We start from the raw sequence: 25,382 nt of genomic DNA on the forward strand, positions 1-25,382 counted from the left end.
CGCGACAGCGGGCAAGCAACGAAAAATTTGAAACCCCATGCTCATAAAAGTAAAAGTTTCAATTGATGATTTGATAAAATAAAAATATGAATAATTCTTCAGAGTTGTTTAAAATACCACCAAAATTCCTTGCGAGTATTGAAGAATGCGAAAAACAAATAACACAAACATTAAGACGATATCTGACTAATTTCCCACATTTTACAGACCATTCTATAGACCATTCTAAAAGAGTTTTAAAAAATACTACTAGTCTCTTAGGGGAAAATATCAATTGCTTAAATGATGAGGAAAAATACATTTTGATAATGTCATGTTATTTACACGATGTGGGGATGATTCCATCCGAACGCGATAAGAAAAAAATAGAAAAAAACGACGACTATAAAATATATAAGCAAGAGGAGCAAGGTAAAAATTTAGCCGATTATATTAGACACATACATCATGAGCTAAGCTTTAAGTTTATTATTGGGAACTGGAAAGAAATAGGCATCATTAAAAATTATGCAGAAATTATAGCATTAGTTTGCAAAGGGCACAGAATCGAAAACTTATTAGATTATGATTTATTTGACCCAAAAATCAAAGTTAAAACTGATTATATTTGCATACCATTCCTTGCAGGACTATTACGTCTGGCAGATACATTAGATATAACTAATGACAGGGTTCCCGATATGTTATTCAACAAATACGTGCCTTTGGGCAAAATTAGTAAAAAAGAATGGCTAAAGCATCGCGCAAATTACAAGCTTGAGTTTGAAAACGGCACGATCATTATTAAATCTGAGTGTGAACGTAGAGATTTATATGATACTTTGTTACTTCAATACGAAAATATTAAAAAGGAACTAAAATATTTTCGGAAGATTATATCGCGTTTACCTGGGATAAAATTAAAAGTGGATTATTACAATGTCGAACACGATATCAAGGTCTTCGGGTTTACTCCCAAGAATATAGGATTTACTTTTGACCTAAATAAGATTATTAGTATATTTGCTGGAAAGAGACTTTATCCCTCAAGTGACATTGCTATTCGCGAAGCTTTGCAAAATTCTATTGATACTTGTAGATTAAAAAAGAAAATAGACACCTCTTTTTCCCCACATATATTAGTATCCTTAAATAGAAATAATTTAACTATAGAAGATAATGGCATGGGAATGGATGAGCTGATAGTTGAAAATTATTTTGCAAACCTAGGACATAGTTTTTATAGTCAAACATCTATTTCCTCAAAATACGAGGCTATAAGCGAATTTGGTATTGGTGTACTAGCATATTTTTTATTGTGCGAATGCTTTGAAGTAGAAACTAAAATGGAAGACAAGAAATCTTTGAAATTTAGGGTTACACAAGAATCAAATAGGAACTTCTCTTTTTATAAAACAAATCGAAAAAAAACGGGAACAAAAATAACATTCTTCTTAAAAGAACCCCTATCTCTCGACGCCTTAAAGGCAAAAATAGATAATTATATAAGGTTTGTTGAGATACCAATTACACTTATAGAAGATTCTACTCGAATAAGTTGTGAAGCTCAAAAATTGGAACTTAGTATCAAGGGCGAACTGAGTGACAAGATCAAAGTTGTAGAGGAAGATGTAATCAATAAGTTAGTACTATTAGAAGAAAAAATTAACACAGATAGTTATTCTGGTATATGCGCTTTGATAGTTGCCAAGGAGAAGGGCAAAATACTAGTTCCGCTAAGCTTATTTTCTTTTCTAAGAAATCCAAGAGATCTGTCAGTAAGTATATGCCACAAAGGTATTTTTGTGCACGATTTTTTCCCCAATCGAAATTTCTTTGGAAAAATAAATATAAACAAAAAACAGAAATTGAATTTAAACCGAAACGGCATTTTGAATGCTGATTACATACGTGAAATTATTTCAGATTTTCAATATACAATATTCAGTAAATTGTTTGCAAATTGGCATGCTTTAAGCAAAAGAAGAAGAGTAGAGCTAACAAAGCAGTTTATCGAGTCATATATGCCATTAGTTATAGGCTGTACTAAAAATGTACAGAACCTACTTATTAAAAATTTCGTTGTTACAATTTATAAAAACAGCAAAAAATATCATATCTTTCTAAATAACTTATTAGAAAAAAATGCTTGTTTTATTTTATGCCAGGGATTATTTGAGAAACAATGGATATCCGGTGGAAGCTATGAGGCAAAGAAATTGATAAATTCTAGGTTGCCTATTTTCCCAGTAAAATATTCTAGTATAGGAGAAGAACAAGAGTTTTATCTTGATTTATTACTTAATTTTAAAACAAAAATAAAGTGTGAAACCGAGGTGGCATACTATGTTATTTACCCAGGACGAACTAGAAATCGTAAACGATTCCCATATTCGCATAGTATCGAATTGTTACAATTTGAAGGTTCTTATATTGGTGCATATCCAGGTATCAAGATAAAAGTAGCGTTTAATATTAACCATCCTTTAATACAATTTTTTGTAAATAAAGAAGCTAGTATTATAAGTAACAAAAAGATAAATAGCTTAGTGGAAGATTTTTTTGAGGAACTACGCGATTTTGTATATTATGAGAACGAACGAGATGCTGATAGAATGAAAAAGGAATTTAAAGGATTAATGAAAGTTCTAGCCAAGGTCAATGCAGATATGAAAAGCAATCTTAAATTAAGCAAGAAAGATTTCCCGTTATGGGTACAAAAGAAATTGTGATCAAGAGAGATTTCACAATTCTCATTACTTTGGACGGAATATCAGGTACAATAGTAAAAATCCAAGAAGAACTCATAGAATAATATAAAACTACTAAAATCATATCTTGTCTGATAAGTATAAAACCCTATGCTCATCAAAGTAAAAGTCACCACAAATTCAAAGAAAGAAGAAGTCATTCAAAAATCCGAAGATAGTTTCCAAGTTAAAGTAAGAGCAAAACCGATACAAGGCCAAGCAAATAAAGCTGTAACTGAAGCGCTTGCTTCGTTTTTAAAACTCCCCGAAAATAAAGTCCGATTGGTGAGAGGTTTTAAAACGCCAAAGAAATTATTATAGCTATTGAAAATCAATTAAAATAAAAGATTATCTAACGAGGGGTAAATATGGGAACAACAAAAATCGCTTTATTTAAAGGTAAAAAAGTTAGGAAGACCCTGTATAAAAATGAGTGGTGGTTTGTGGTAAATGATGTAGTGGAGGCGCTTACTGATACGCCGAATGTTACGGACTATATTAAGAAATTTCGGATTAGAAACGAAGAGCTCAACAAAGGGTGGGGACAAATTGTCACCCCCCTTTCCGTCCCGACCGCTGGCGGCCCGCAGATGTTAAATTGCGCCAACACTGAAGGCATTTTTCGCATAATTCAATCCATTCCGTCCCCTAAAGCCGAGCCTTTTAAACGTTGGCTGGCAAAAGTAGGCTATGAGCGAGTGCAAGAAATTGAAGATCCAGAGTTGGCAACCAAAAGAACCAAGATGCTCTATAAACTTAAGGGGTATTCTGAAAGCTGGATAGAAAAGCGAATGCGCGGTATTGCTATCCGCGAAGAACTTACAGATGAATGGCAAAAGCGCGGTGTAAAAGAGCAAAAAGAATACGAAATTTTGACCGCCGAAATTTCTAAAGCCGCTTTTGGTGTGACACCGAGTGAATATAAAAAACTAAAAGGACTGAAACGGCAAAATTTGCGCGACCATATGGATGACTTGGAATTGATTTTCAATATGCTTGGCGAGCGAGTGACAACCGAAATTTCTCAACAAGAAAAGCCGGATACCTTTGTAAAAAATAAAAAGGTGGCAAAAAGAGGCGGAGGCGTTGCCGGAAATGCCCGAAAACAAACAGAAAAAGAGATCGGTAGGAGCGTGGTTTCCCCAAAAAATTACCTGCAAACGCCGGAAAGCCGGAAACAGCTCAAGGCAAAGAAGTTCACCCCGTTAGATAAAAAAAAATAGATATGGAAATAAGAGAAATTTTGCAGGGGATTATACGCGATTTTTCAGCGACACTTGAGCGAGAACTTAATCGTCAACTAAGTGAAGCATAGAAATTTATGACAAAAATTGCCAAAGCGCTGGGCGTTTCAATTGGGAATTTAATAAAATAACTATGAGTACGATAAATAAAATTATTGGATATTGGCTTGACTGTATTAAGCAAGAAGATGTTTTGGCAAAAGACATTTCTATAAATGTGCGAACAAAAGCAACGCTCTATCCTTTTAGTTATGACCCTTTTATTTTTAACAAATCAGAAAACGAAGTGTCAGTTACTGATGAAAAAATAGTCAAATTAATAAAAGGTTCGAAAGTTCAAAATAAGGAAATATATTACGGCTATCCTCTCTTATTTTATTTTGATAGCAAAAAACAAGAAAATCGTGTGGCTCCACTTTTTGTAACAAAAATAAGTTTTACTGAAGACGAACAAAATATTTTTCTACACAAAGATGACCCAGTCCCAAATTGTGGAATACAAGCATTAAATAAAATGGGGTTGAGAACAGAAGAAATCGCAGAAATAAATCAAGAATTTGAAAAAATATTTAAAGGAGATATTTCTGATTCAAAAACACTCGTTAAAAAATGTTTGGATATTCTTCTTGAAGAAACAAATTTTTCGATCAACGAAGAAATAAATCCTCTAAAATTAACAAACACAGAGAAACTTTCTAAAATAATGGGTGCTGGTCTGTATAATAAAAGTTTAATTTTTGTTGGCGAAAACACTCTTTTTAATATGAGTCTTATTAAGGACTTGATGAATTTAAAAACAAGAACGGATACGGAAGAAACAGCACTTTCTTTTATAACGAACCAAACTGAACATATTGATAATACTATCAATTCTAATAATCCATTAGTGTTGCCGTTTCCGTTAAATGACTATCAGATTAGCGCACTTAAAAGCGTGTTTGAAAACAAACTATCTGTAATTACTGGACCACCAGGGACTGGAAAAAGTCAATTTATAATGAATTTACTTATAAATTTATTTTTGAATGATAAAAAAGTTTTATTTGTAAGTCATACAAATGAAGCTGTTGATGTAGTTAACGAAAAAATAAATAGTGATTTTCAGAATTTACTTTTTCGTACAGGTAAAAAAGAACTTAGGCAAGATTTAACGAAAAAATTTAATGAGCTTTCTTTAGATTCTCAAAAAAAGAGAAATATAACTACAATATCACTAAAAAGAGTTGGTATTCTTTGGCAAAATATTATAGACAATAAAAAATTACTTTTGAAGATTGATGAGCTTGAAGGAAAGGTAAATGAATTATATGAATTAAAAAAACTCAAAAGTGGGATAATTTTATTTTTTAAATTTAAATACTATTTGTGGAAACTGCAAAGAATGCCTCAAAAAATAAATGTGGAAAAGGAAATTAAAAGAATAGAAGAAGATTTTTTCAAATTATCAAGAGAATATGTAAAATCTATCTACGCAAACAAAATGCTTGGCAAATGGGGAGCGTCCAATAAGGCAAAAGATTTTTTACACGAAGTTGAAACTACAAGCTTCCACGAAGACATAGGCGATCATTCTTTTACTAAAGCTCTTGAGGTGTTGAAAATTTGGTCATCAACACTCAAATCTCTTAATAGAACTTTTCCCCTAAAAGCTGGTATTTTCGATTATGTAATTTTTGACGAAGCATCACAAATAGATTTACCCTCCGCCGCTCCCGCTCTTTATAGAGCAAAAAAAGTAGTTGTAGTAGGAGACCCTATGCAACTTTCACATATCGCTGGAATTACTAAAGATTTAGACAAGGGAATCGCGAAGACATATAATCTGCAAGAACAAGAAGAATTATATCCATCAAAAATAAGATACTATGATGTTTCGCTTTATCGCTGTGCAGAATCCTGTTTAAGCAAACCGCCTGTTTTGCTTGCTAAACATTATCGGTCAGAAGATCAAATAATTGATTTATGTAATCAGGTATTTTACAGTGGAAAATTAAGTATTGCTTCAAATCTTAACTATTCAAATTGGCCAAGCAGTTTGCCTCTAGGGATTAAGTGGGAAGATTGTAGTGGGACAGTAATGAGGCCTCCAAGCGGTAGTAGGGTGAATAGAGATGAAGCATTACAAGTAAATAATGTTTTTCAAGGGATTATAAAAGAAATTAAAGATTCAAATTTATCAATAGGAATCGTAACTCCATACTCACAGCAACAAAAAGAAATATATCGCATAATTACACAAGCAACCCCGCAAGATATTATTGAAAAACATAATGTCAAAATACTTACAGCTCACAAGTTTCAAGGTTCTGAAAAAGATATTATGATTTTTTCTACAGTTCTTTCTTCCAAGGGAAACGGGAACAATGATCGTTGGTATAACGCTCATCCCCAAATACTCAATGTGGCGTTGTCACGAGCAAAATATCTTTTATATATTGTTGGAGATAAACAATTTTGCTATACGAGAAATGGAATCTTAGGGAAGATTGCAGAAACTTATGATAAAATTAAAAAACAGGAAGAATTTGAAGAACAATATTTTTCTGGCAATTTTGATTCACCAACAGAACTTTTACTCTATCAAAAATTGCAAAAAATTGATTTTGAATCACTCGGTTATAAACTCATCCCAAAATTTGTTACGAAAAGATATACTTTAGATTTTGCCTTGGCGGGAGAAAGAAAATTAAATATTGAATGCGATGGTTTTGGGAATCATAATATAATTGACGGATTACCAGTAATTGAGGACATCGAGAGAGATGAGTATCTTGTAAAAGAAGGGTGGGAAGTATTAAGATTTCCAAATCATCAAATAATCACAAAAATAGATTTTGTGATTAAAGAAATTTTGGAAAAGATTAAAAAATAGTTTCAGTCGCTCGCTCCGCGAGCAATCCAGTTTTTTTCGGACGGACGGCGGAGCAAAAGGGCAAAAAGGAAGGGGGTTTGGAAGGAATTTTTGCGCTTTTGCGATTAAAATTAGAGCGTTTCCGCTTTTCTCTGATTAAGAGAAACACAAAACAGATAAATTTTCTTTTCCTTTTAAAAGAAAAAATGGGGGCAGAAATAAATTAAAAAAATGTATTAAAAAAATTTCTGTTTTGGTTTCGCCGAAGCTCGCAAGAGCGGAGGCAGACCTAATATCCGAAGCTCTGCTTTGCAGGGTAAAGGCGAGTTTCGCTCTTACTTCGTCGGGACTACGGCGGACAAAGTCCGCCAAATTCTTATCAAATCATAAAATTTAAAAATCATGAATCAAATAATCAGGGAAAAATTAAGTTTGTTTAGGGGAACTATTATTTCAGATGCAACGGTAATAGAAAGGGCGCTTGGTTGGAAACTCAGGACATATTTTTTCCCTAAAACTAACCAACAAGCATCAGATTTTCTTTATTATATTATAGAAACATCCCATTTCAGTTTTGATAAAAAGATCTCGCTCTACGAGCAAATCCCATATTTCAAAAAGTTAAAGCAGTATTCAAAAATAAAAAACTCCTTAAGATTTGTTCAACAATTAAGAAATGCGTTAGCTCATTGGGATTTAGACGAAAAGATGAGTAATAAGAATGAAATTGTTATTTATAGCCCAGTTACTTTTAAGAGATTAAAATTAAATAATGAAATAATGGGGAGATTTCAAGAACACGAAAGAATTCTTTTAAAAGCATTTGGTTGGGAACAAACCCTTAGAGCAAAATTAGAAGAACAGAGTTAGCTGTAGCAAATTCTCATGCTCATTAAAGTAAAAGTCACCACAAACTCAAAGAAAGAAGAAGTTATTCAAAAATCCGAAGATAGTTTCCAAGTCAAGGTAAGAGCAAAACCGATACAAGGCCAAGCAAATAAAGCTGTAACTGAAGCGCTTGCTTCGTTTTTAAAACTCCCAATAAAAAAAATACGATTGGTGAGAGGTTCTAAAACGCCAAATAAATTATTCGAGATAAAATGAAAACTGTAATCCAAAGAGTCAAAAGCGCAAAAGTAGAAGTTAACAATAAAGAAGTCGCGAAGATAAAAGGCGGGCTTTTGCTTTTATTAGGAATAGGAGCGAAGGATACCTTGCAAGATATAGATAAATTGGTAGATAAGGTTCTAAATTTGAGGATATTTGAAGATACTGCTGGCAAAATGAATCTCTCCCTAAAAGATATAAAGGAAGACCTTTTAGTAGTTCCACAATTTACGCTATATGCTAATACCAATAGCGGAAGACGACCTTCCTTTGAGAAAGCGAAAAATCCCAAAGAGGCAAAAGCATTATTTGAGGAGTTCTTGGGAAAATTAAAACGGCAGGGGTTTTCTCCGCAAACTGGAATATTTGGCGAGCATATGGTTGTCAGCTTAGAAAATGATGGACCTGTAACGATAATTCTTGAGAGTGAATGTGACAAGTGAGAAGTTAAAAGTAAAAAGGTAAAACTACAAGTCAAAAGATAAAATTTAAATAATAAAAACAGTTATTTTTGAATTTTTAATTGTGGTTTTGACTTTTGCGTTTTTACTTTTAAGTTCAGATGAGATTCTTCAGTTTCTGCAGAGCTTCTTTAGGGTTTTTTGAGCGAAAAAAGTAACTTCCCACCACTAATACATTTGCTCCAGCATCTGTTGTTTTACTAATTGTATCCTCATTCACACCGCCATCAACTTTTATATCTTTGGAAAAGATACTTCTTATATTTCTTATCTTATCAATAGCGGAAGTAATTAGAGCTTGACCTCCAAAGCCCGGATTTACGGTCATTACAAGAACTTCGTTTAATTCATCTGCAAGATTTTCGGCAAAAAAGGGCGTCGGCGGATTTAGAGCAAGAGAAACTTTTACTCCTTTTGTTTTTATCATGCGAATAGTTTCTCGAAGTTTATCTTCGTCCATGTCTACGGTTGTGCGAGGGTAAACGCCATCCTTGGGCACAGGCGAGTTTTTGCCCGGATATTCTTCCACATGAAAAGCAATCAAGCTAGCTCCAGCATTTATAAAATCGTTTATATATTTAGACGGTTTTTCAATCATCAAATGAACATCTAGCGGTAGAGATGTTACCTTTTTTATTGATTCCACAACTACAGGGCCAAATGTAAGATTGGGAACGAAATGCCCGTCCATCACATCTAAATGTATTCTATCGGCTCCGGCGTCTTCGCATTTTTTGATTTCTTCCTTTAATTTGGAAAAATCAGAAGACAAAATAGACGTTGCAAAAATTATTTTTCTTTCCATTTTCAAGTGTATTATAAAGATAAAATCATCAATTGACAATAAAACAGTATAAATTAGGATTCAGAATATCAGATTATCAGGTCTCCGACGCGCCATAGCCGCTTTGGCGACGGAGCGTAGTAGATATCAGGAGAAAAGGATATCAGGTTGTTTTTATAACATTTCCCTGATACACTGATAACCTAATATACTGTGTCCTGATTCCTTGATATCCTGATAGCCTATAATAGGTTTGGACAAGTTGTTATTATGGTGATAGAATTCTTCAGTAAGGAAAAACATAAGCATGACTAAAAGAGTTATTTATCCTGGCACTTTTGACCCTATAACCTTAGGGCATTTAGACCTTATAAAAAGAGCTGTCGGGATATTTGACGAACTTATTATTGCAGTTGCTTCGAATCCGCATAAAAATCCTTTGTTTTCTATCGATGAAAGAATAAATATGTTAAAAGAAGTAACAAAGGGTATTAATAATATAGAAATCGATTCATTTGAGGTGCTTCTTATCGATTATGTAAGAAGTAAAAAATGTAACATCGTATTAAGAGGCATAAGGGCTATATCGGATTTCGAATATGAGTTCCAGATGGTTTTATCCAACAGAAAACTTGCTCACGATATAGAAACGATATTTATGATGCCCTCAGAAAATTATTCTTATCTTAGTTCCAAGATAATAAAGGAAATGGCTTCTTTGGGAGCTAATTTAAGCGGGTTTGTTCCGTCAATTGTCGAAAGGAAACTTAAGGAAAAAATAGCAAAAGGTAAAAACTAGCGGAGGTTAAAATGGATAGAAAACACGGCTTCACATTAATCGAGCTTTTGGTTGTTGTTGCAATCATGGGAATTCTCGCAGGTATTTTAATGCCTGCTTTAAGCAGAGCAAGAGAAGGAGCGAGAAGGGTAACTTGTATTAATAATTTGAAGCAGTTCGGACTTGCTTTAAATGAATACGCAAATGATAATTTTGAGACTCTTCCCCCAACTTATGGTCCACAAGAAGCCAACAATATGATAAGAGACACTACACATTCAGAAATAGGGTTGGGATATTTAATGGAAAAATATCTCGGCAGTAATTTCGGACTTTTTGTATGCCCGTCAAGCAGTTACTCAAACGATGCTAAAGAGATTCAGTCCCTATGGGGAAATCCTTCTTTACAGGATATAAATAGCGCTTATATTTACAGGGCAAGATCGGGAGGACTACCAAATTTTACAGGAAGTATAGATGGCAATAAAGCTTTAGTTATGGACTATAACTTATCGGGAGCAACTCCTCCATTATTAAATCATGAAGGCAAGTATGTTCATATCGTTTTTTTTGACGGACATGCCAAAGGTTTTTCTAATACAGACAGACTTTTAACTATATCTACCATACCCCCGCAAGACAAAGACTATGTTTTCTCGGAAGCGGATAAACTATCCGGACAATAAAGGAAAAGTAAATTACCCCGCCATAAAGGGCGGGGCATTAAAAGATGACAAAAGGGGAGTTTATCCCTGTGAAACTTGTCCTCGTGAAAACGGGGAACAGGGACAGGAATAACATGGTCATCCTCTTTTTCATCCCCGTTCCCGTATTAAATACGGGACATTCTGCCTGATTCTTGATAAAAATCTTTGAGAGTTTTATTTGATTTTGATATTTGACTTTTGCCCTGAACCACCCGACATCGTCGAGGCAGGAGAACAAGCTCGGTATTAGGGTTCAAATTGTTATATCACTTCCCTATTTTCTAATATCCTCTACCTTTCCGACGTGACATCGGAGCAGACAGACAATTCCCAATGAATATTTAATTAGGAATTGGATATTAGTAATTGGAAATTAAAAGTTGTTTATTTCCCCATTCCAACTCTTTGGACACGCTGGAAAAGTTTCCCTTCTGTCTGAATAGACGGAGCAATTATTATTTCCACCTTGTGCATTTCTTTTATGTTTTTTGCTCCTAAATTGCCCATAGATGTTTGAAGCGCGCCAACAAGATTCTGCGAACCATCATCAGTGCGGGCAGGACCAAAGATAATCTCTTCTAAAGGTCCTGTAGTTCCTACATATATGCGGGTTCCACGAGGTAGATTAGGATGAGGAGTTGCCATTCCCCAGTGGTGACCTTTTCCTGGCGATTCTTTAGCTCTTGCAAGTATCGAACCTATAATAGCCGCATCGGCTCCGCAAGCAATGGCTTTGCAAAGGTCTCCGCCGGTTCTCATGCCTCCATCAGCAATAACCGGAATATATTTTTTTGTTTTTTTATAATAAAAATCTCTTGCTGCAGCAACATCGCACATGGCGGTCACCTGTGGAACGCCTATCCCCAACACACCTCTTGTAGTGCATGCCGCGCCCGGTCCAATACCCACCAACACCGCAGAAGCTCCTGCCTGCATAAGTGATAATCCAACCTCATAAGTAACACAATTCCCAAGCATCACAGGTATTTTCATCTGGCTACAGAATTTCTGCAAATCAACGGGCTTATACTTTGTAGAAATATGTTTTGCGGTGAGTACGGTAGATTGAACAACAAATATATCCGCACCGGCATCTTGGGCAATTTTGCCCAAAGTGGGAGCTTTTTGAGGAATACAGGAGACAACAGCCGGAACATTTGCCTTCTTTATTTCTTTTATTCTTTTTGCCACTAACTTCTCTTTTATCGGCTCTTCGTATATACGCTGGACCAAACGCGTGGCTTCCGTCCCGCTACTTTTAACAATCTTCTCAATAACTTTATCGGGGTTTTCATATTTGGTCTGCACACCTTCAAGATTAAGGATTGCAATACCGCCCAATTTACCCATTGCTATGGCAAATTTCGTGTCAACTACTCCGTCCATTGCGGCTGCTATAACAGGAACATCAAATTTAAAATCTCCAATCTGCCAATTAGTATCTACTTCTTCGGGGTTTATAGTAATAGAGCCGGGAGACAAAGCAATCTCGTCAAAGCCATAGCCTTGTCTTGCCTTTTTATTAACACCAATAAAATTACTCATAAAAACCTCCCCTTTTTTAATTTTTAATTTTACTTGCAAATAATTTAGCTTTATCTGTCTTTTCCCAAGTAAAATCTTTATCGTTTCTACCAAAATGCCCATATGTAGCGGTCTTTCTGAAAATTGGTCTGCGTAGTTTTAGATAATCGATTATTTCACTTGGGGAAAGATTAAAATTATCGCGGATTATTTTCGTTATTTTTTCATCCGAAATTTTACCTGTTCCTTTTGTATCTACAAAAACAGAAACAGGTTCTCTTAAACCTATAACATACGCAAGTTGAATCATGCATTCTTGCGCCAATTTGCCCGCAACAATATTTTTAGCCAAGTATCTTGCCATATAAGCCGCAGAACGGTCAACTTTCGTCGAATCTTTGCCGGAAAAAGCTCCACCGCCATGCGGGATATTTGCTCCGTATGTATCAACAATCAGTTTTCTACCCGTCATACCCGTATCTGATTGAGGTCCGCCGATAACAAATTTACCAGTTTCGTTTATTGAACATATTGTTTCCTTGGAGTTATAAAGCTTACCGAGGACAGGGATAATAACTTCTTTCTTTATTTTCTCCTTAGAAGCATTAGTAATTTTTTGTCCTGATTTATCTAAGATTTCTTCGGTATGTTGCGTGGCTATAACTACTCTTTTAACCGCAACAGGTTTGCCGTTTTTATATTGCACCGTGACCTGACTCTTGCCATCCGGTCCTATAAAACCAAGTATCTTCTTTTTACGCACCTCTGCTAATCTTAAAGTTAATTTGTGAGCGAGCATAATAGGTAGCGGCATTAATTCTTTGCTTTCATTGCAGGCATATCCAATCATTGCTCCCTGGTCACCGGCACCACCCTTGTCTACGCCCATCGCAATATCCGGCGATTGCATACCTATGGCATTTAATATCCCACAGTTTTCGTAATTAAAACCATATTTAGAATCCGTATAACCTATGTCTTTTAAAACTCCACGCACGAGACTATTAAGGTTCACATATCCTGTAGTCGTTATTTCTCCGCCAACTATTACAAGTCCAACAGTTATAAAGGTTTCGCAAGCAACACGTCCCATTTTGTCCTGTTTTATCACTTCATCTAAAACTGCGTCGGAAATCTGGTCGCAAACTTTGTCAGGATGCCCTTCTGTAACCGACTCGGAAGTCAGTAAAAAATCCCCTTTTTTCATATTACAACTCCTTTATTGAAGATTCTTAAGAATTTGAAATAGACTTAAATTCTTCCTTTGCCTTATTATACGAATTCATATCTCCTATATCTAACCATTTGCCGGAGAATTCATAGCCATAGACCTTCTCTTTTGCAACCAACCATTGCATGAAATACCCCGGAGTATCGGGATTGTTTTCTTCATCAAGATACTTCTTTATTAATTTAAGCCCCTCTCTCGGGAACACGTAGAGACAAATTGCTATCAGGTTAGATAACGCTTTCTGTGGCTTTTCCACAAAATCTGTTATTCTATGGTCGGAATCCAATTTAACATTGCTGTATTTATGAACCAGAGACAGGTTATCAATTCTGAAAAGGCCTATACAAAAAGATTTCTTCCGTTTACAGAAATCGTGAAATTTCTGCAAATCGAAATCTAAGAGATTGTCCCCTGCTATGACCAGAAGATTGTCATTTATTTTTTCTTCTCTAATCGCAAGTTCCATATCCTTTATCGCTCCCATCCTATTGCTGTCATCAGTTGTGCCGTTATTTATCAATGTAATCGGTTTTTTAGATTTATAGTTTTTCTTCCATTCCTCAAACTTGGAATAGAATTTCTGATTGACTATTATATAGGATTCCTCAATATCGGGTATTGCTTCTATTTTTTCCAAAATATACTCCACCACCGGGCTTCCGCTTACATCCAATAGGGGCTTCGGCGTTGACTGCGTAAGCGGATACAACCGAGTCCCATAACCGGCAGCAAGAATTAAAGCTTTCACTATATTTACTCCATTTGTATATTGTTAGTTGGACAAACCTTCTTTTAAACTCAAAATAGATTTAATCTCTGTCGGGTCTACGTCGTTTAGAATAGCAAGATAAAAAGAAACATAGTCACCGATGTATACAAGAGAAAGAATGCGCGAAAGTAAATTATTTCCCCTTGACTGCACTTCCAGTATTTGACTTGCTTTGTCTTTAAGAATAGCCAAGGTTATATTTATTCTTTTTTGCATTCTTTCCGGTTCTCCCTTGTCTCTTAAAAGAATCAAAGAGAATTTCCCTAACAACTCTTTGCCACCTTCCCATCCCATTATTTCATTGTGATTAAGTTCGGAGAAAAGCTCACAGTAAACAGGACTTTTGCTGTTTTCGTTTATCTGCGTTTTCCATCTCACACCCACACCTTCAAAATAATCGGAAGTGGTATAAACCAACGGAATAGTCTGATATATTGCCTCTGCTAATTTTTTGGATATATTTTTATCCTTTGGGATGTCAATGCCTATTTCTTCCCTTAAATCTTTTAACGTCTGGATAGCTTCGGAAAACTCGCTGTCTTCAATATCGACAAATCCTAACATTTTTATAACCAAAAGTTGCGGGAAAAACAGGTAACCCAAAGCCGCTCTTGGAGAAATCCCAACTTCCGGCACCGGTATACAAACAAAACCATCCTGTTTTGCTAATGCTGTAAGCTCTCCGCCAGAACTTATGACTATTATTTTACTTTTTGCTTCCTTCGCTATCTTATAAGCGCTTAATGTTTCTTCCGTATTGCCTGAATAACTTACACAGATAAGCAATGTATCTTCACCGACCCATTGCGGGAGAGTATAGCTTCTATTTACCATTAACGGTAAATTGATTTTATCCCTTAGAAAGTTTTTCAGTAAATCACCTCCGACACTTGAGCCGCCAAGCCCTGAAACGATAATATTTTTTACATTTTTATATTCCGGGGGAATATTTACGTTTTTCATTAACTCAATCATTTTCTCCCCCTGATAGGGAAATTCATGGAGAAGTTTTCTCATATTGAATTTATCAAATGTCTCTATTGTTTTTGTATCATCTACGTTGTTCATATTTCTCCTTCCTTGTATCTATTGTTATGATTTTTTATATAAGAGCTTCAACGACTCTTTCACAGATTTTAAATAATTGACAACTTTTTCGGTGGAATCAAACGACATAGCTTTCTCGGCAATCTTTCTTGCTTCTTCTATGCTAACAGAACGAATTATCTGCTTTACCTCAGGAATGGCAACCGGTCCCATAGAAAGCTCGTCGACTCCTAAACCCAAAAGCATTAAAGTTAAATTTATATCTCCGGCTATTTCGCCACATACTGCTATTTTTATCCCTTTACGATGACCGCAATCTATTATATGTTTTATAAACCGCAAAACTGCAGGTGAAGCGGGTTGATATAAATAAGCTATCTTTTCATTTATCCTGTCTACCGCCATAGCATATTGAATAAGGTCATTTGTTCCTATAGAAAAAAAATTCACTTCTCCTGCAAGTAAATCGGCAGTTATTGCGGCCGAAGGTGTTTCTATCATTGCTCCAACTTTTATATCTTTGGAAAATTCTTTTTTATCTTTTTTGAGTTCTCTTTTTACTTCTTCCAAAATTTTATTTGCTTGCCTTAACTCCTGGAGCGCGGAAATCAATGGATACATAATAGAAACTTTTCCATACATAGAAGCTCTAAGAATCGCTCGCAGTTGTGTTTTGAATATATCCGGTCTGGCTAAACAGAATCTTATTGCCCTCCATCCTAAGAAAGGATTGATTTCTTTCGGCGTTTCTAATATGGAAGCGAATTTATCTCCGCCCAAGTCCAGAGTTCTTATTACCACGGGAAGGGGATAAATTCTTTCGGCTACATATTTATATGCCTGGAATTGTTCTTCTTCCGAAGGTATATCCCCCCGGTTAAGGAAGAAAAATTCCGTTCTATACAGGCCGACGCCCTCTGATCCGTATCTTTCCAGCAGGTCTACTTCTTTGGGCATTTCAATATTAGCCATTAACGAAATTCTATGTCCGTCAGTTGTTTGAGCAGGGGCTTTTTTTAGTTTATTTAATTTCTTTTCTAAAACAGCCAATAGTTTTCTTTTCTTAAGATAGCGCGCCAAAGTGCTTTTCTGAGGATTGGTAACTATAACTCCCTCATGACCGTCAATAATAATATTTTTTCCATTTTCTACCTTTTGAGTGATATCTCCCAATCCAACCACAGCCGGGATAGTTAGAGAACGGGCCATAATAGCAGTGTGAGATGTCCTGCCGCCAACATCTGTGGCAAACCCCAACACGTTTTCCTTGTCCATCTGCGCTGTTTCCGAGGGGGAAAGATCGTGAGCAATAATGATAACTTTATCATTTAAATTCGCCAAAGTTTTTTCTTTTTTCCCTAAAAGATTTTTTAGAATTCTTCTTCCGACATCTTTGAAATCTTGCGCTCTTTCTCTAAGATAATTATCTGCAATGTTAGAAAAAGTTTTTCCGATTTTTTCCAAAACTTGCGCAACTGCATACTCTGCATTTATATTATTTTCTTCTATGATTTTTATAGTTTTTTCTCTTAATGTGGGATCATCTAATATTAAAAGATGCGCTGAGAAAATATCGGGATAGGATTCCCTCAATTCTGTTTCTACTTTTTTCTGTATCCCCGCTAATTCTTTTCGCGTTAGAGCTAACGCGTCCATATACCGTTTGATTTCTAAAGTAATTTCTTTCTGGGAAATTTTATACTTTGGAATTGCAAGAGCCTCTGATTTTAAAACAAACGCCTTGCCTGCTACTATGCCGGGGGAAGCGGGAACACCTTTTATAAGCATTATTCTTCCTCTTCTTGTGAAAGGAAATCTTCTATTGTCTTTAAAGCGTCATTTTCGTCTTTGCCGTTGACTACAATTTTTACTGATGAACCATACTCCAAAGCTAACGACAATATTTCAAGTATGCTTTTACCGTTGGCTTTTTCTCCGTCCTTTTCTAAAAAAATTTCAGAACTAAAGTTAGCCGTCAATCTAATAAATTTACCGGCAGGTCGGGCGTGCATCCCCCATTTATGTTTAATCTTTAAGTTTTTTTCTATCATTATTCTTTACCTACCATTTTGTTATCGATTTTTTGCCAATTTTTTCCAACTTTGAAGCCAAATCGCCAATGTTAAATGCGGAATTACGATATGTTGCCAATGTGAAAATCATCGGTAAATTCATCCCTGTTACCACTCTTACGGGATATTCTTTACGCATATTTATACACATTGAAGATGCGCTACTCCCAAAAACATCAGTAAGAACCAGAACACCATCTTTGGATGAAACCTTTTCAACTGCTTTGTCCAATCTCTCTCGCAAATTTGCCGGTTCTTCTTCCTGTCGAGTAGTAACTACCACAACTCCCTTTTTAATGTCGCCTATAATCTTTCTGGCTGTCGAAATAAGTCCTTTCGGAAAATTTCCATGCCCGGTAATTACTATACCTATCATGTTATCCTTCTTGTAGACGGTTTATCACGTACAAAAAGAAGTTTCTTTTATAAACTCCCCTAACGCAAAACACATGGAAAATCGGAACTATGTTGCGATTAGAATTCTCTTCTGTATTCTTCTTTTTGCATAATTTTCGTTGCTGTTTCCAACATCTGTAATGCTTCCGAAATGGGAATACCCCAGAAATTTCTGCCTATGATTCTGCCTTCCCCGCCTGCATCCATTATAATTTTCGTGGACTCGGTTACTGCTTTTGAGGCATCGCCTTTTACCTTAGAACCGCCCGAGAAAATGACTAAAGTCCTTTCACCAGCGCCAATCACTATCTTTGTTCTTTCCACATGCTGTTGATAAGTCAACAAAGAATCATAATTTGGTTTTTCGCCTTTAGCTTTCATTTCTTTCTCATATTCAAACAGTGTTTCTTTTTTGGGTTCTAGTTCCAGATATTTGCCTGCTTCAGGAATTTTTTTCATGTATTCCTTCGTTATAAAGTTGTCGTATGCTTCTCTCTTGCTAGGGTCTACAACACTTGGGAATTTGGTTTTCACTATATCCGCTCCGAGAGATTCTGCGGAGGATACGGCATAATGACACCACAAAAGACTATTTGCCTGTGTCGTATCAGGAAGCGGTCCGCGAGGATAACTCCACAACACAAGAGGAAGGCCAAACCTATGAGCTTCATCTCTTACTTCTGCTACCCGTTCAACATCATTTCCTATATCTTCGGAACCAAGATAAAAAGTTAAACCCACTGCTGTTGCGCCTAATTTAACTGCATCTTCAACCGAACCAAACATCGTGTGGCGCGGATAGTTTAAATCATTTGCTTTTCCTGTATAGAAATGTCCGTCTAACTTTACCATTAGAGGAACGTGAGGAGCTATATCGTGTTGGTATTTTTGCGCCTGTCCTATAGACAAAACCAGCGAAGAAAAATTGCCCTTATTAGCCAATTCAATTACGGCTTCGGGTCTTGCTGAACGCTCCCACTTAAACTCGTGACCTGGTCCATGTTCTACCAGTTGGTCAAAGGGAAGCCCAAGAAAGGTTCCATAGCCGGGACCATTCTGATAAAACATCCTGTGAATTTTCTCTGCTCTGCTTCTATCAATCGCCGCTTTTGATATAAAAGTTCTCAAAGTCGGCCTATTTTGTAATATGTTTGACATCTGTTAATCCTCTTTGTTTATTACTAAACCACTTGGTGTTCAGGTCTGTGAACCCACTGTAGTTCATAGTTGTTTTTTAAATTGAACAATACGGCTGAAACTTTCGCTATTTAAAGCCGCGCCGCCAACCAATGCTCCGTCAATATTTTCCTGACTCATCAAAATATCTACATTGTCGGGCTTCACACTGCCACCGTAAAGAATAGAAATGCTATCGCTCACTACAGAAGAGTAAATTTTAGAAAGTTGGGTTCTTATTACAAGATGCATTCCATCCGCCACATCGGGAGTAGCTGTTTTACCTGTGCCTATAGCCCATACAGGTTCATACGCTATGATTATTTTCAACATATCTTCTTGTGAAATTCCTACTAAACCATTAGTAATTTGATTTATAACTGTATCTTCAGCAACACCCTTTTCTCTTTCCTCCAGCGTTTCCCCGACACAAACTATCGGCGTAAGACCAATGCTTAGGGCAAGTTTTATTTTCTTATTTATTAACTCATCGGTTTCGTGAAAATATTTCCTTCTTTCAGAATGACCTATAATCACAAATTCACATCCGACGTCTTTTATCATAACAGGAGAAATTTCTCCGGTATATGCTCCTTCTTTTTCGGGATAAATATTCTGAGATCCAAGCTTTATGGGGCTATCTTTGATTACTTCGTGCACACTTAAAAGCGAGGTATAAGTGGGGCATAGAATAACTTCTACATCCTGCACAAGAGCAAGACTCTTTTTTAAATTTTCAGCTAATTGGACCGCCTCTTGCGTCGTTTTATACATCTTCCAATTACCTGCAATAATATTTTTTCTCATTGAACTTTATCCTTTTTTTCTCTATCTTCTATTACTTTATAGATATCTTCTGAGGTTTTAGCCTTAGTTAAACTGTCCCTGAAAATCTTATCTTTTAAAAAGCGAGATAATCGCGCTAAAACTTTAAGGTGCAACTGACCATGTTCCGGAGAACTCACAAGCAAGAAAAATAAATGGACAGGCTTGCCATCAATTGAATCAAACTCTATTCCTTTTTTAGAATAACCAATTGCCAGCATTACACTTTCAGCAACAGGGCATTTGCCGTGAGGAATGGCAACGCCATATCCTATACCCGTAGAGCCAATTGATTCCCTTGCCGATAAAACCTTAACAATTTCACACTTATCTTTTTCCTGTATTTCGTTTGAAGTCAGCAAAAGTTCCGTTAATTCCTGCAATGCTTTTTCTTTCGTGTCCGCTTTCAAATTTACAGATATAGCTTTAATATTAAGATGGTCTTTTATTATCATATTTTTAGTCCTTATGTTTTGTTATTTTATCCCGATATTTTTTTACCTGCTTTTCTGCTTTGCTCAATGCTTCCTCAAAAGAAGAAAGAATGTCTCCTGCCTCTGCTTCTGCATGAATAACAGCGCCTTTTATCGGGACGTTTATTTCGGCGAAACACACATACTCTTTCTCTTCTTTTAAAACTATATCCACTTCCCCTGTTACCTTAATGAATCTTTCCAATTTAGCGCACTTTTCCTCTATAAGCTCTCTCAATTGCTGTGATATTTCCGTTTTTTTATGCGTTATCTTTGTCTCCATCGTATCTTCTCTTCCTTTCTGTGTTCTGTTTTCTCTGCCCACCGTCTTTTTGGAGGGTATTTATCTCTCTGTCATCTGTTGAAAGTGGAGCTGGGGGGGGTCGAACCCCCGACCTTCTGAATGCCATTCAGACGCGCTCCCAACTGCGCTACAGCCCCTATTGGAAGAGCGTATTTTATTAAATTTTTAAACAAAAATCAAATGAACAGGGCATTGTCTTTTATATACTTTTCTACGACTTCTGGAACCAATGTTTTTATGGTTTTACCCTCTTTAATTCGTTTCCGAATATCCGAAGAAGACACCTCAATTGACACTCCTTCAACAAAAATCATTTTTTTGCGATATTCCTCGTTAAGTTTTTCAAGGGAAAAATTGGGCCTTTGTACCGCTATAAAATGCGAAAGTTCAAGTATTTTTAACGGGTCTTTCCAGTTAGGCAAATCCAAAGCCATATCAGCCCCGGAAATAAAATAAAGAATCGCATCCTTACCATAAATTTCTTTTATTTGTTTTATGGTGTCCAGCGTGTAAGACGTGCCTTTTCTTTTGATTTCAATATCCGACACCTCAAATCTTTCCCGCCTTGACGAGCCTAATAAGGCGAGACAGGCTTCATCGGCAATTGCAAGTTCTATCATTTTTATGCGATGAAGGGCACCTGCAATGTCTTCCGCATTCTTATGCGGGGGATTGCCTGAAGGAATAAAAATTAATTTATCCAATCCAAAATCATCCAACACCTTACGGGCTATCTTAAGATGCCCGATATGTATTGGATTAAAAGTCCCGCCGAATAAACCTAATTTCATTGTTTTTTACCTCTTCACTTTTAATGTAGGATTATTTTCCGATAAAACACTAATTTTTTCAAATGTTCTCCTATCTAATACTCTCAAAATATCGTAAATATTCTTGGGCTAATGCGATAGAATGGATTATTAGAACGTTTTCCCTGTTTTTTTTAAAAGCTGATTTTGTGGCATTTAGGGAACCAGTGATAACTGTTTCGCCGTCAATAATAAAAAATTTATGGTGAAACGGAAAACAATAATTTTTATCTTTTCTTACATCTATATCCATAATTTCAAGCCGGGGATATTTGCTGTAAGCGCCGATTTGGTCATGTTCCATAATACCTCTTACCTCGATTCCTCTGTTTGCTTTTTCTATCAAAATATCCGCTATATCGGGATGAGTCAGAGTAAATTGCGCAAAATATATGCCGGTTTTTGCGTTTTGTAGAAGTTTCTTTATTCTCGCCAACGAAACCTCGCCGTTTTCGGGAGTAAAATAAACTTCTATTGTCTCGTTTTCATTAAGATAAATCTCGTTTCCGCGTTTCGCTGAAGGCGTGCTTCTAATCCCTTTCCATAGTTTTTCAAATTCTTCTATATAGAGTTTGGCTAACTGCTTTGATTCGATTACCACAGAATCATTGTTTGCATAAACAGCGTAAACGTTGGGATTATAAGAGCCCGTCCAGACTAATTTCTCATCTATAACACAGAATTTATTGTGCATTAGACCACCTGTTATGGTATCTTTTTTCACGATACCAAAATTCTTAAGTTGAGGATAAAACGACCCGCCTTCAAATAGCCTGCTCTCATCCATCACTATTTGGACTGGCACTCCTCTCAGATACGCTTTTATCAGGGAAAAAGCTACTTCTTCGCTTTTTATTGCGTAAAAACACGCATTTATGCTCTCGTTAGCATTATCAATATATTCGCTAAGTTTATTGTTTAGGTTTATGGAATCAGCAAAAAATATTTTGATATAAGAAGAATCATCTGCATTTTGTCCAAATAAAGAATCGGAAGAAAAAACTACTGTTGCTATGATTAATAAAATTAGTAAAACTTTTCTATAGACTGCCATTTTTAAATCCTTTTATTAATTCCTTTACTTTTGGATAATATATAAACAAAGAAAGTGCGAGATAATATATAAATACCATTTTCACATCAAGTTTAGGAATTTCGCTTTGCACAAAAGACCATGACGACATTATTTCGGATATTTTTAATAATAAAAACAATAGGAAATTTACCACAGCTGCGAAGAAAGGGGATGAAAAAGGGAAAACCAATATCGAGAGCAACAGAACAAATCCGCTTGCTAAAATTAAAGTTACAAGAGGAATTACAAATAAATTGCTGACGGGACCTATCCAAGATATGTATCCGAAATAATATACCACTAAAGCAAGACTTCCCAACCAGGCCGCGACCGAAACAAGAAATATCTTTAAAGTAATTAAAAGCGAATTTCTAAAAAACGACAACGGCCAAATCGGTTGTCTTCCTTTTTGCTTCCGGTAAAGAACAACGGGCAGGTTAAGAAGATTCTCAAGCCGCGGAGTTATTAAAACAATACTTAAAACGGTGATAAAAGATAGCTGGAATCCCGCTTCAAAAAGAGAATACGGATTCCACAAAAGAATTAAAAAACAAGCCGTCGCCAAAGTTATGAATACATCCGTCTTGCGGCGGATTATATACCCAAAAAGAAAAAGATTCACCATTAAACCAGCTCTTACGACCGGAACTTTTAACCCTGTAATAAAAACGTAGATTATAATTAGAATAAAAGTGAAACTAAAGGAAATTCTTTTGGGAATGTTTAATAATTTGAAAATGATCAGGAAAACACCGCTTATTATCACAACATGAAGCCCTGAGATTGCAAGAACATGAGCAACGCCGATTTTGGCAAACATTTCCCGGATCTGTCGCGGAATAGCGCCTGACTTAAACATCATTGCTCCCAACAAGGGAGAATAATTCGGCGAAACATATGCCTGCAAATTATTTGCTAATATCCGCTTTAATTTTAAGGTTCCCTTGATAAACGGATTTGCTTTGCCTTCGCCAAGAAACTGAAGCCTTTTCCTATCGTTGACATTAATAGTCGCGGAAATTTTTTGTCTTTTAAGATAATTTCTAAATCCCTCATCTTCAGGAATACGTAAAACTCCATAAAATTTATATTTTTCGCCGTAGAAAATATCTTTTTTGGAAGATTTGGCTCTCACAAGAACATGACAATCCTCCAGGTCAACTTCTTGTTTAGCTGAATCTGGAAATTTAATAGTATCTATTTTAATTACAAAATTCGTCTGCCATTTTTTTATTTCCGGTTCCGAAATAATTAATCCTGTTAATATAACCGATTTGTTTTTAGCTTTTTCTATGGCAGAATCGGCTACAAAAAAACAACTGTTCGTATAAAAGATAGAAAACAATAAGAGGGATGCATACAAAATTAAAGGTCGTATCAGGAAATATTTTTTAAGGGCAAAAAAACCACTTAACAGCAGAAAAAATACCGACAACAAACAGATTAGAACAGGGAAAGTATTAGGTATATATGCCCCTATTATAATCCCCAAGATGTAAATCAGAGCTACTTGGACTAAACTCGGAATTTGAATCAATGTTTTTTAGGGATTGGGTTTTTATTTTTTACTTATCAGAAAGCATTTTAACAAAACTCTTAACAGCAGAAAAAGCAAATTTAATAAAAGCTTGAGAGCATTGTCAATCTATGATATATTCCAAGTCCACAATTAAACGGAGGATCTATACAAATGTTTGTAGAACCGGAAAAAAGAGAGAATTGTTGTACTTATGGCAGATTTTATAATTATAGAACTATAGGTGTTCAGAAAACAGAAAGAGAAGCGGTTAAATGTTTACTCAAAGGAAACGTTTACGACCCGGAGTACATCAAAAATTACTGTGCGGGTCAATTTAAAAACTGCGAGCTTTACAAGAGAGAAGTAAAAATAGCGGACTGGAGAGAAAAGAAAGAATAATGTTTGTAACAATAAATATAAGCACGAAATCACCAGAAGAATTTATAGATATTACATCGTTAGTTGAGAATAAAGTAAAGGCATCAGGAATAAAAGAGGGCGTAGTAACCGTATTTATCCCGCACACAACCGCAGCAGTTACAATAAACGAAAACGCCGACCCTTCGGTTGTAGAAGATATAATTTCTCACCTGGATAAGATAATCCCGCCAAGAGGCAACTATTCGCATATGGAAGGCAATTCCCACGCGCACATAAAATCATCCCTTATCGGTTCGTCAAGACAGATAATAATCCAAAACGGACGACTAAAACTCGGCACATGGCAGGGAATTTACTTCTGTGAATTTGACGGTCCAAGAAAAAGAGAAGTGTGGGTGAAGACTAGCGACTAAAGCAGTCCCTTGCGTAAAGTATTATATAGTTTTCGATTTCTGCGATGAAAGAGTTATTCTCAACATCTGTCTCAATGTTGATTTGCCTTTTGAAGTTTTAAAATATTCCTCACGACGCAATGCGTCCTCTTTACTTAAATGTGCTTCATAATACACAAGTTCTAATGGCCTTCTTATTTTAGTACTCGTGTTGCGCCCCGAGTTATGGTCTTTTATGCGTTTTTTGAGGTTTTCACTAAAACCAATGTAAAAATTATTATCCTTTAAACTCAACAAAACATATACGTAGAACATGCTTATTAATATATTTAGGGGATGGCCCCAAACCACATAGGATTTAGGGCCGTGAACCCCTAAAGCAGTCCCTTGCGTAAACACTCGTAAATTCTGTCGCTTCGCTTCACAATTTACTTCGCACGTTTCGGGATAAATTTTGTTACACAAAATTGAGCTGCCCAGCCTGGACTCGAACCAGGAAAGCCAGCTCCAAAAGCTGGTGTGTTACCGATTACACTACCGGGCAATATATTGGACTATTCTCTTAACTTCAGTATTAAAATCTTTTGTCTATTTTGTTCCCAAAAATTTAAACCTAATGCATTTTAGCAAACACTTATATTAGGTTTGCCGATTATGGTGAACCACGTAGGGTTCACCACCATGAACTCTACGTAGTTCATGGCACTACCGGGCAATATATTGGACTA

Annotated in this window: 27 protein-coding genes and 2 tRNA genes; 11 read left to right on the forward strand and 18 right to left on the reverse strand. The window is 35.9% G+C overall.

Annotated elements, in window-relative coordinates; translation table 11 throughout:
* Nucleotides 1–86: 86 nt before the first annotated feature.
* From KAS42_00075 to dtd, 7 genes are all read left to right on the forward strand, one after another.
* Nucleotides 87–2,711, forward strand: coding sequence for an ATP-binding protein (locus KAS42_00075; protein ID MCK4904632.1), 2,625 nt, complete (start codon nucleotides 87–89; stop codon nucleotides 2,709–2,711).
* Between the two features lie 129 nt (nucleotides 2,712–2,840).
* On the forward strand, nucleotides 2,841–3,050 hold the full coding sequence (locus KAS42_00080) for a DUF167 domain-containing protein (GenBank protein ID MCK4904633.1): 210 nt from the start codon (nucleotides 2,841–2,843) through the stop codon (nucleotides 3,048–3,050).
* Nucleotides 3,051–3,097: 47 nt separating this feature from the next.
* Complete coding sequence (locus KAS42_00085; GenBank protein MCK4904634.1) at nucleotides 3,098–3,952, forward strand: Bro-N domain-containing protein; 855 nt, start codon at nucleotides 3,098–3,100, stop codon at nucleotides 3,950–3,952.
* Between the two features lie 154 nt (nucleotides 3,953–4,106).
* Nucleotides 4,107–6,845 (forward strand): DUF559 domain-containing protein, encoded by a 2,739-nt coding sequence (locus KAS42_00090; protein ID MCK4904635.1) that lies wholly within the window; start codon nucleotides 4,107–4,109, stop codon nucleotides 6,843–6,845.
* Between the two features lie 381 nt (nucleotides 6,846–7,226).
* Nucleotides 7,227–7,694 (forward strand): hypothetical protein, encoded by a 468-nt coding sequence (locus KAS42_00095; protein MCK4904636.1) that lies wholly within the window; start codon nucleotides 7,227–7,229, stop codon nucleotides 7,692–7,694.
* Nucleotides 7,695–7,709: 15 nt separating this feature from the next.
* Nucleotides 7,710–7,928, forward strand: a complete 219-nt coding sequence (locus KAS42_00100; GenBank protein MCK4904637.1) for a DUF167 domain-containing protein — start codon at nucleotides 7,710–7,712, stop codon at nucleotides 7,926–7,928.
* Nucleotides 7,925–8,374, forward strand: coding sequence for a D-tyrosyl-tRNA(Tyr) deacylase (dtd, locus tag KAS42_00105; GenBank protein ID MCK4904638.1), 450 nt, complete (start codon nucleotides 7,925–7,927; stop codon nucleotides 8,372–8,374). The genes KAS42_00100 and dtd overlap by 4 nt, the downstream gene beginning before the upstream one ends.
* 115 nt (nucleotides 8,375–8,489) lie before the next feature.
* Here dtd and KAS42_00110 read toward each other — a convergent pair whose 3' ends face one another.
* On the reverse strand, nucleotides 8,490–9,197 hold the full coding sequence (locus tag KAS42_00110; protein MCK4904639.1) for a ribulose-phosphate 3-epimerase: 708 nt from the start codon (nucleotides 9,195–9,197) through the stop codon (nucleotides 8,490–8,492).
* Between the two features lie 286 nt (nucleotides 9,198–9,483).
* Between KAS42_00110 and coaD the strand changes: the two genes are divergently transcribed.
* Complete coding sequence (coaD, locus tag KAS42_00115; GenBank protein MCK4904640.1) at nucleotides 9,484–9,975, forward strand: pantetheine-phosphate adenylyltransferase; 492 nt, start codon at nucleotides 9,484–9,486, stop codon at nucleotides 9,973–9,975.
* Nucleotides 9,976–9,986: 11 nt separating this feature from the next.
* Nucleotides 9,987–10,640 (forward strand): type II secretion system protein, encoded by a 654-nt coding sequence (locus KAS42_00120; protein MCK4904641.1) that lies wholly within the window; start codon nucleotides 9,987–9,989, stop codon nucleotides 10,638–10,640.
* 405 nt (nucleotides 10,641–11,045) lie between these two features.
* Here KAS42_00120 and KAS42_00125 read toward each other — a convergent pair whose 3' ends face one another.
* The 15 genes from KAS42_00125 to KAS42_00195 all read right to left on the reverse strand — a co-directional run bounded on the left by KAS42_00125 (nucleotide 11,046) and on the right by KAS42_00195 (nucleotide 23,899).
* On the reverse strand, nucleotides 11,046–12,206 hold the full coding sequence (locus tag KAS42_00125) for a GuaB3 family IMP dehydrogenase-related protein (GenBank protein MCK4904642.1): 1,161 nt from the start codon (nucleotides 12,204–12,206) through the stop codon (nucleotides 11,046–11,048).
* Nucleotides 12,207–12,222: 16 nt separating this feature from the next.
* Entirely contained in the window at nucleotides 12,223–13,392 is a 1,170-nt protein-coding gene (gene metK / locus KAS42_00130; protein MCK4904643.1) for a methionine adenosyltransferase, read from the reverse strand.
* Nucleotides 13,393–13,417: 25 nt separating this feature from the next.
* Complete coding sequence (locus tag KAS42_00135) at nucleotides 13,418–14,164, reverse strand: nucleotidyltransferase family protein (protein ID MCK4904644.1); 747 nt, start codon at nucleotides 14,162–14,164, stop codon at nucleotides 13,418–13,420.
* A 24-nt stretch (nucleotides 14,165–14,188) separates the two neighbouring features.
* Nucleotides 14,189–15,253: a bifunctional phosphoglucose/phosphomannose isomerase gene (locus tag KAS42_00140; protein ID MCK4904645.1), complete on the reverse strand. Its 1,065-nt coding sequence runs from the start codon at nucleotides 15,251–15,253 to the stop codon at nucleotides 14,189–14,191.
* A 24-nt stretch (nucleotides 15,254–15,277) separates the two neighbouring features.
* Nucleotides 15,278–17,020 (reverse strand): phosphoenolpyruvate--protein phosphotransferase, encoded by a 1,743-nt coding sequence (ptsP, locus tag KAS42_00145; GenBank protein MCK4904646.1) that lies wholly within the window; start codon nucleotides 17,018–17,020, stop codon nucleotides 15,278–15,280.
* Nucleotides 17,020–17,283 (reverse strand): HPr family phosphocarrier protein, encoded by a 264-nt coding sequence (locus KAS42_00150; GenBank protein ID MCK4904647.1) that lies wholly within the window; start codon nucleotides 17,281–17,283, stop codon nucleotides 17,020–17,022. The genes ptsP and KAS42_00150 overlap by 1 nt, the downstream gene beginning before the upstream one ends.
* A gap of 10 nt (nucleotides 17,284–17,293) precedes the next feature.
* Complete coding sequence (locus KAS42_00155) at nucleotides 17,294–17,680, reverse strand: PTS sugar transporter subunit IIA (protein MCK4904648.1); 387 nt, start codon at nucleotides 17,678–17,680, stop codon at nucleotides 17,294–17,296.
* Nucleotides 17,681–17,778: 98 nt separating this feature from the next.
* A complete protein-coding gene (locus KAS42_00160) occupies nucleotides 17,779–18,858 on the reverse strand; it encodes a hypothetical protein (protein MCK4904649.1) in 1,080 nt (359 codons plus the stop codon).
* 63 nt (nucleotides 18,859–18,921) lie between these two features.
* Nucleotides 18,922–19,683 (reverse strand): triose-phosphate isomerase, encoded by a 762-nt coding sequence (locus tag KAS42_00165; GenBank protein ID MCK4904650.1) that lies wholly within the window; start codon nucleotides 19,681–19,683, stop codon nucleotides 18,922–18,924.
* Nucleotides 19,680–20,156 carry a PTS sugar transporter subunit IIA gene (locus KAS42_00170; protein MCK4904651.1) on the reverse strand — a complete coding sequence of 159 codons (477 nt, stop codon included), beginning with the start codon at nucleotides 20,154–20,156 and terminating at the stop codon, nucleotides 19,680–19,682. Before KAS42_00170 ends, KAS42_00165 begins: the two co-directional genes overlap by 4 nt.
* Nucleotides 20,157–20,160: 4 nt before the next feature.
* Nucleotides 20,161–20,457 carry a ribosome-associated translation inhibitor RaiA gene (gene raiA, locus KAS42_00175; protein ID MCK4904652.1) on the reverse strand — a complete coding sequence of 99 codons (297 nt, stop codon included), beginning with the start codon at nucleotides 20,455–20,457 and terminating at the stop codon, nucleotides 20,161–20,163.
* An 85-nt stretch (nucleotides 20,458–20,542) separates the two neighbouring features.
* Nucleotides 20,543–20,615, reverse strand: a tRNA-Ala gene (locus KAS42_00180).
* Between the two features lie 39 nt (nucleotides 20,616–20,654).
* A complete protein-coding gene (gene nadD / locus KAS42_00185) occupies nucleotides 20,655–21,269 on the reverse strand; it encodes a nicotinate-nucleotide adenylyltransferase (GenBank protein MCK4904653.1) in 615 nt (204 codons plus the stop codon).
* 70 nt (nucleotides 21,270–21,339) lie between these two features.
* Nucleotides 21,340–22,341, reverse strand: coding sequence for a DUF1669 domain-containing protein (locus KAS42_00190; GenBank protein MCK4904654.1), 1,002 nt, complete (start codon nucleotides 22,339–22,341; stop codon nucleotides 21,340–21,342).
* The gene (locus KAS42_00195) at nucleotides 22,328–23,899 is read right to left on the reverse strand and encodes a ComEC/Rec2 family competence protein (protein MCK4904655.1); all 1,572 of its coding nucleotides are present in this window, start codon (nucleotides 23,897–23,899) and stop codon (nucleotides 22,328–22,330) included. Before KAS42_00195 ends, KAS42_00190 begins: the two co-directional genes overlap by 14 nt.
* 153 nt (nucleotides 23,900–24,052) lie before the next feature.
* Between KAS42_00195 and KAS42_00200 the strand changes: the two genes are divergently transcribed.
* Together KAS42_00200 and KAS42_00205 are read left to right on the forward strand one after the other, a co-directional pair.
* Nucleotides 24,053–24,280, forward strand: coding sequence for a hypothetical protein (locus tag KAS42_00200; protein MCK4904656.1), 228 nt, complete (start codon nucleotides 24,053–24,055; stop codon nucleotides 24,278–24,280).
* The gene (locus KAS42_00205; protein ID MCK4904657.1) at nucleotides 24,280–24,675 is read left to right on the forward strand and encodes a secondary thiamine-phosphate synthase enzyme YjbQ; all 396 of its coding nucleotides are present in this window, start codon (nucleotides 24,280–24,282) and stop codon (nucleotides 24,673–24,675) included. The genes KAS42_00200 and KAS42_00205 overlap by 1 nt, the downstream gene beginning before the upstream one ends.
* 21 nt (nucleotides 24,676–24,696) lie before the next feature.
* On the opposite strand, the gene KAS42_00210 is transcribed toward KAS42_00205, so the two are convergent.
* Together KAS42_00210 and KAS42_00215 are read right to left on the reverse strand one after the other, a co-directional pair.
* On the reverse strand, nucleotides 24,697–24,969 hold the full coding sequence (locus tag KAS42_00210) for a GIY-YIG nuclease family protein (protein MCK4904658.1): 273 nt from the start codon (nucleotides 24,967–24,969) through the stop codon (nucleotides 24,697–24,699).
* Between the two features lie 157 nt (nucleotides 24,970–25,126).
* A tRNA-Gln gene (locus tag KAS42_00215) sits at nucleotides 25,127–25,198 on the reverse strand.
* Between the last annotated feature and the right edge of the window lie 184 nt (nucleotides 25,199–25,382).

This window comes from bacterium (genome assembly GCA_023135785.1).
Taxonomy (GTDB): domain Bacteria; phylum CAIJMQ01; class CAIJMQ01; order CAIJMQ01; family CAIJMQ01; genus CAZNJA01.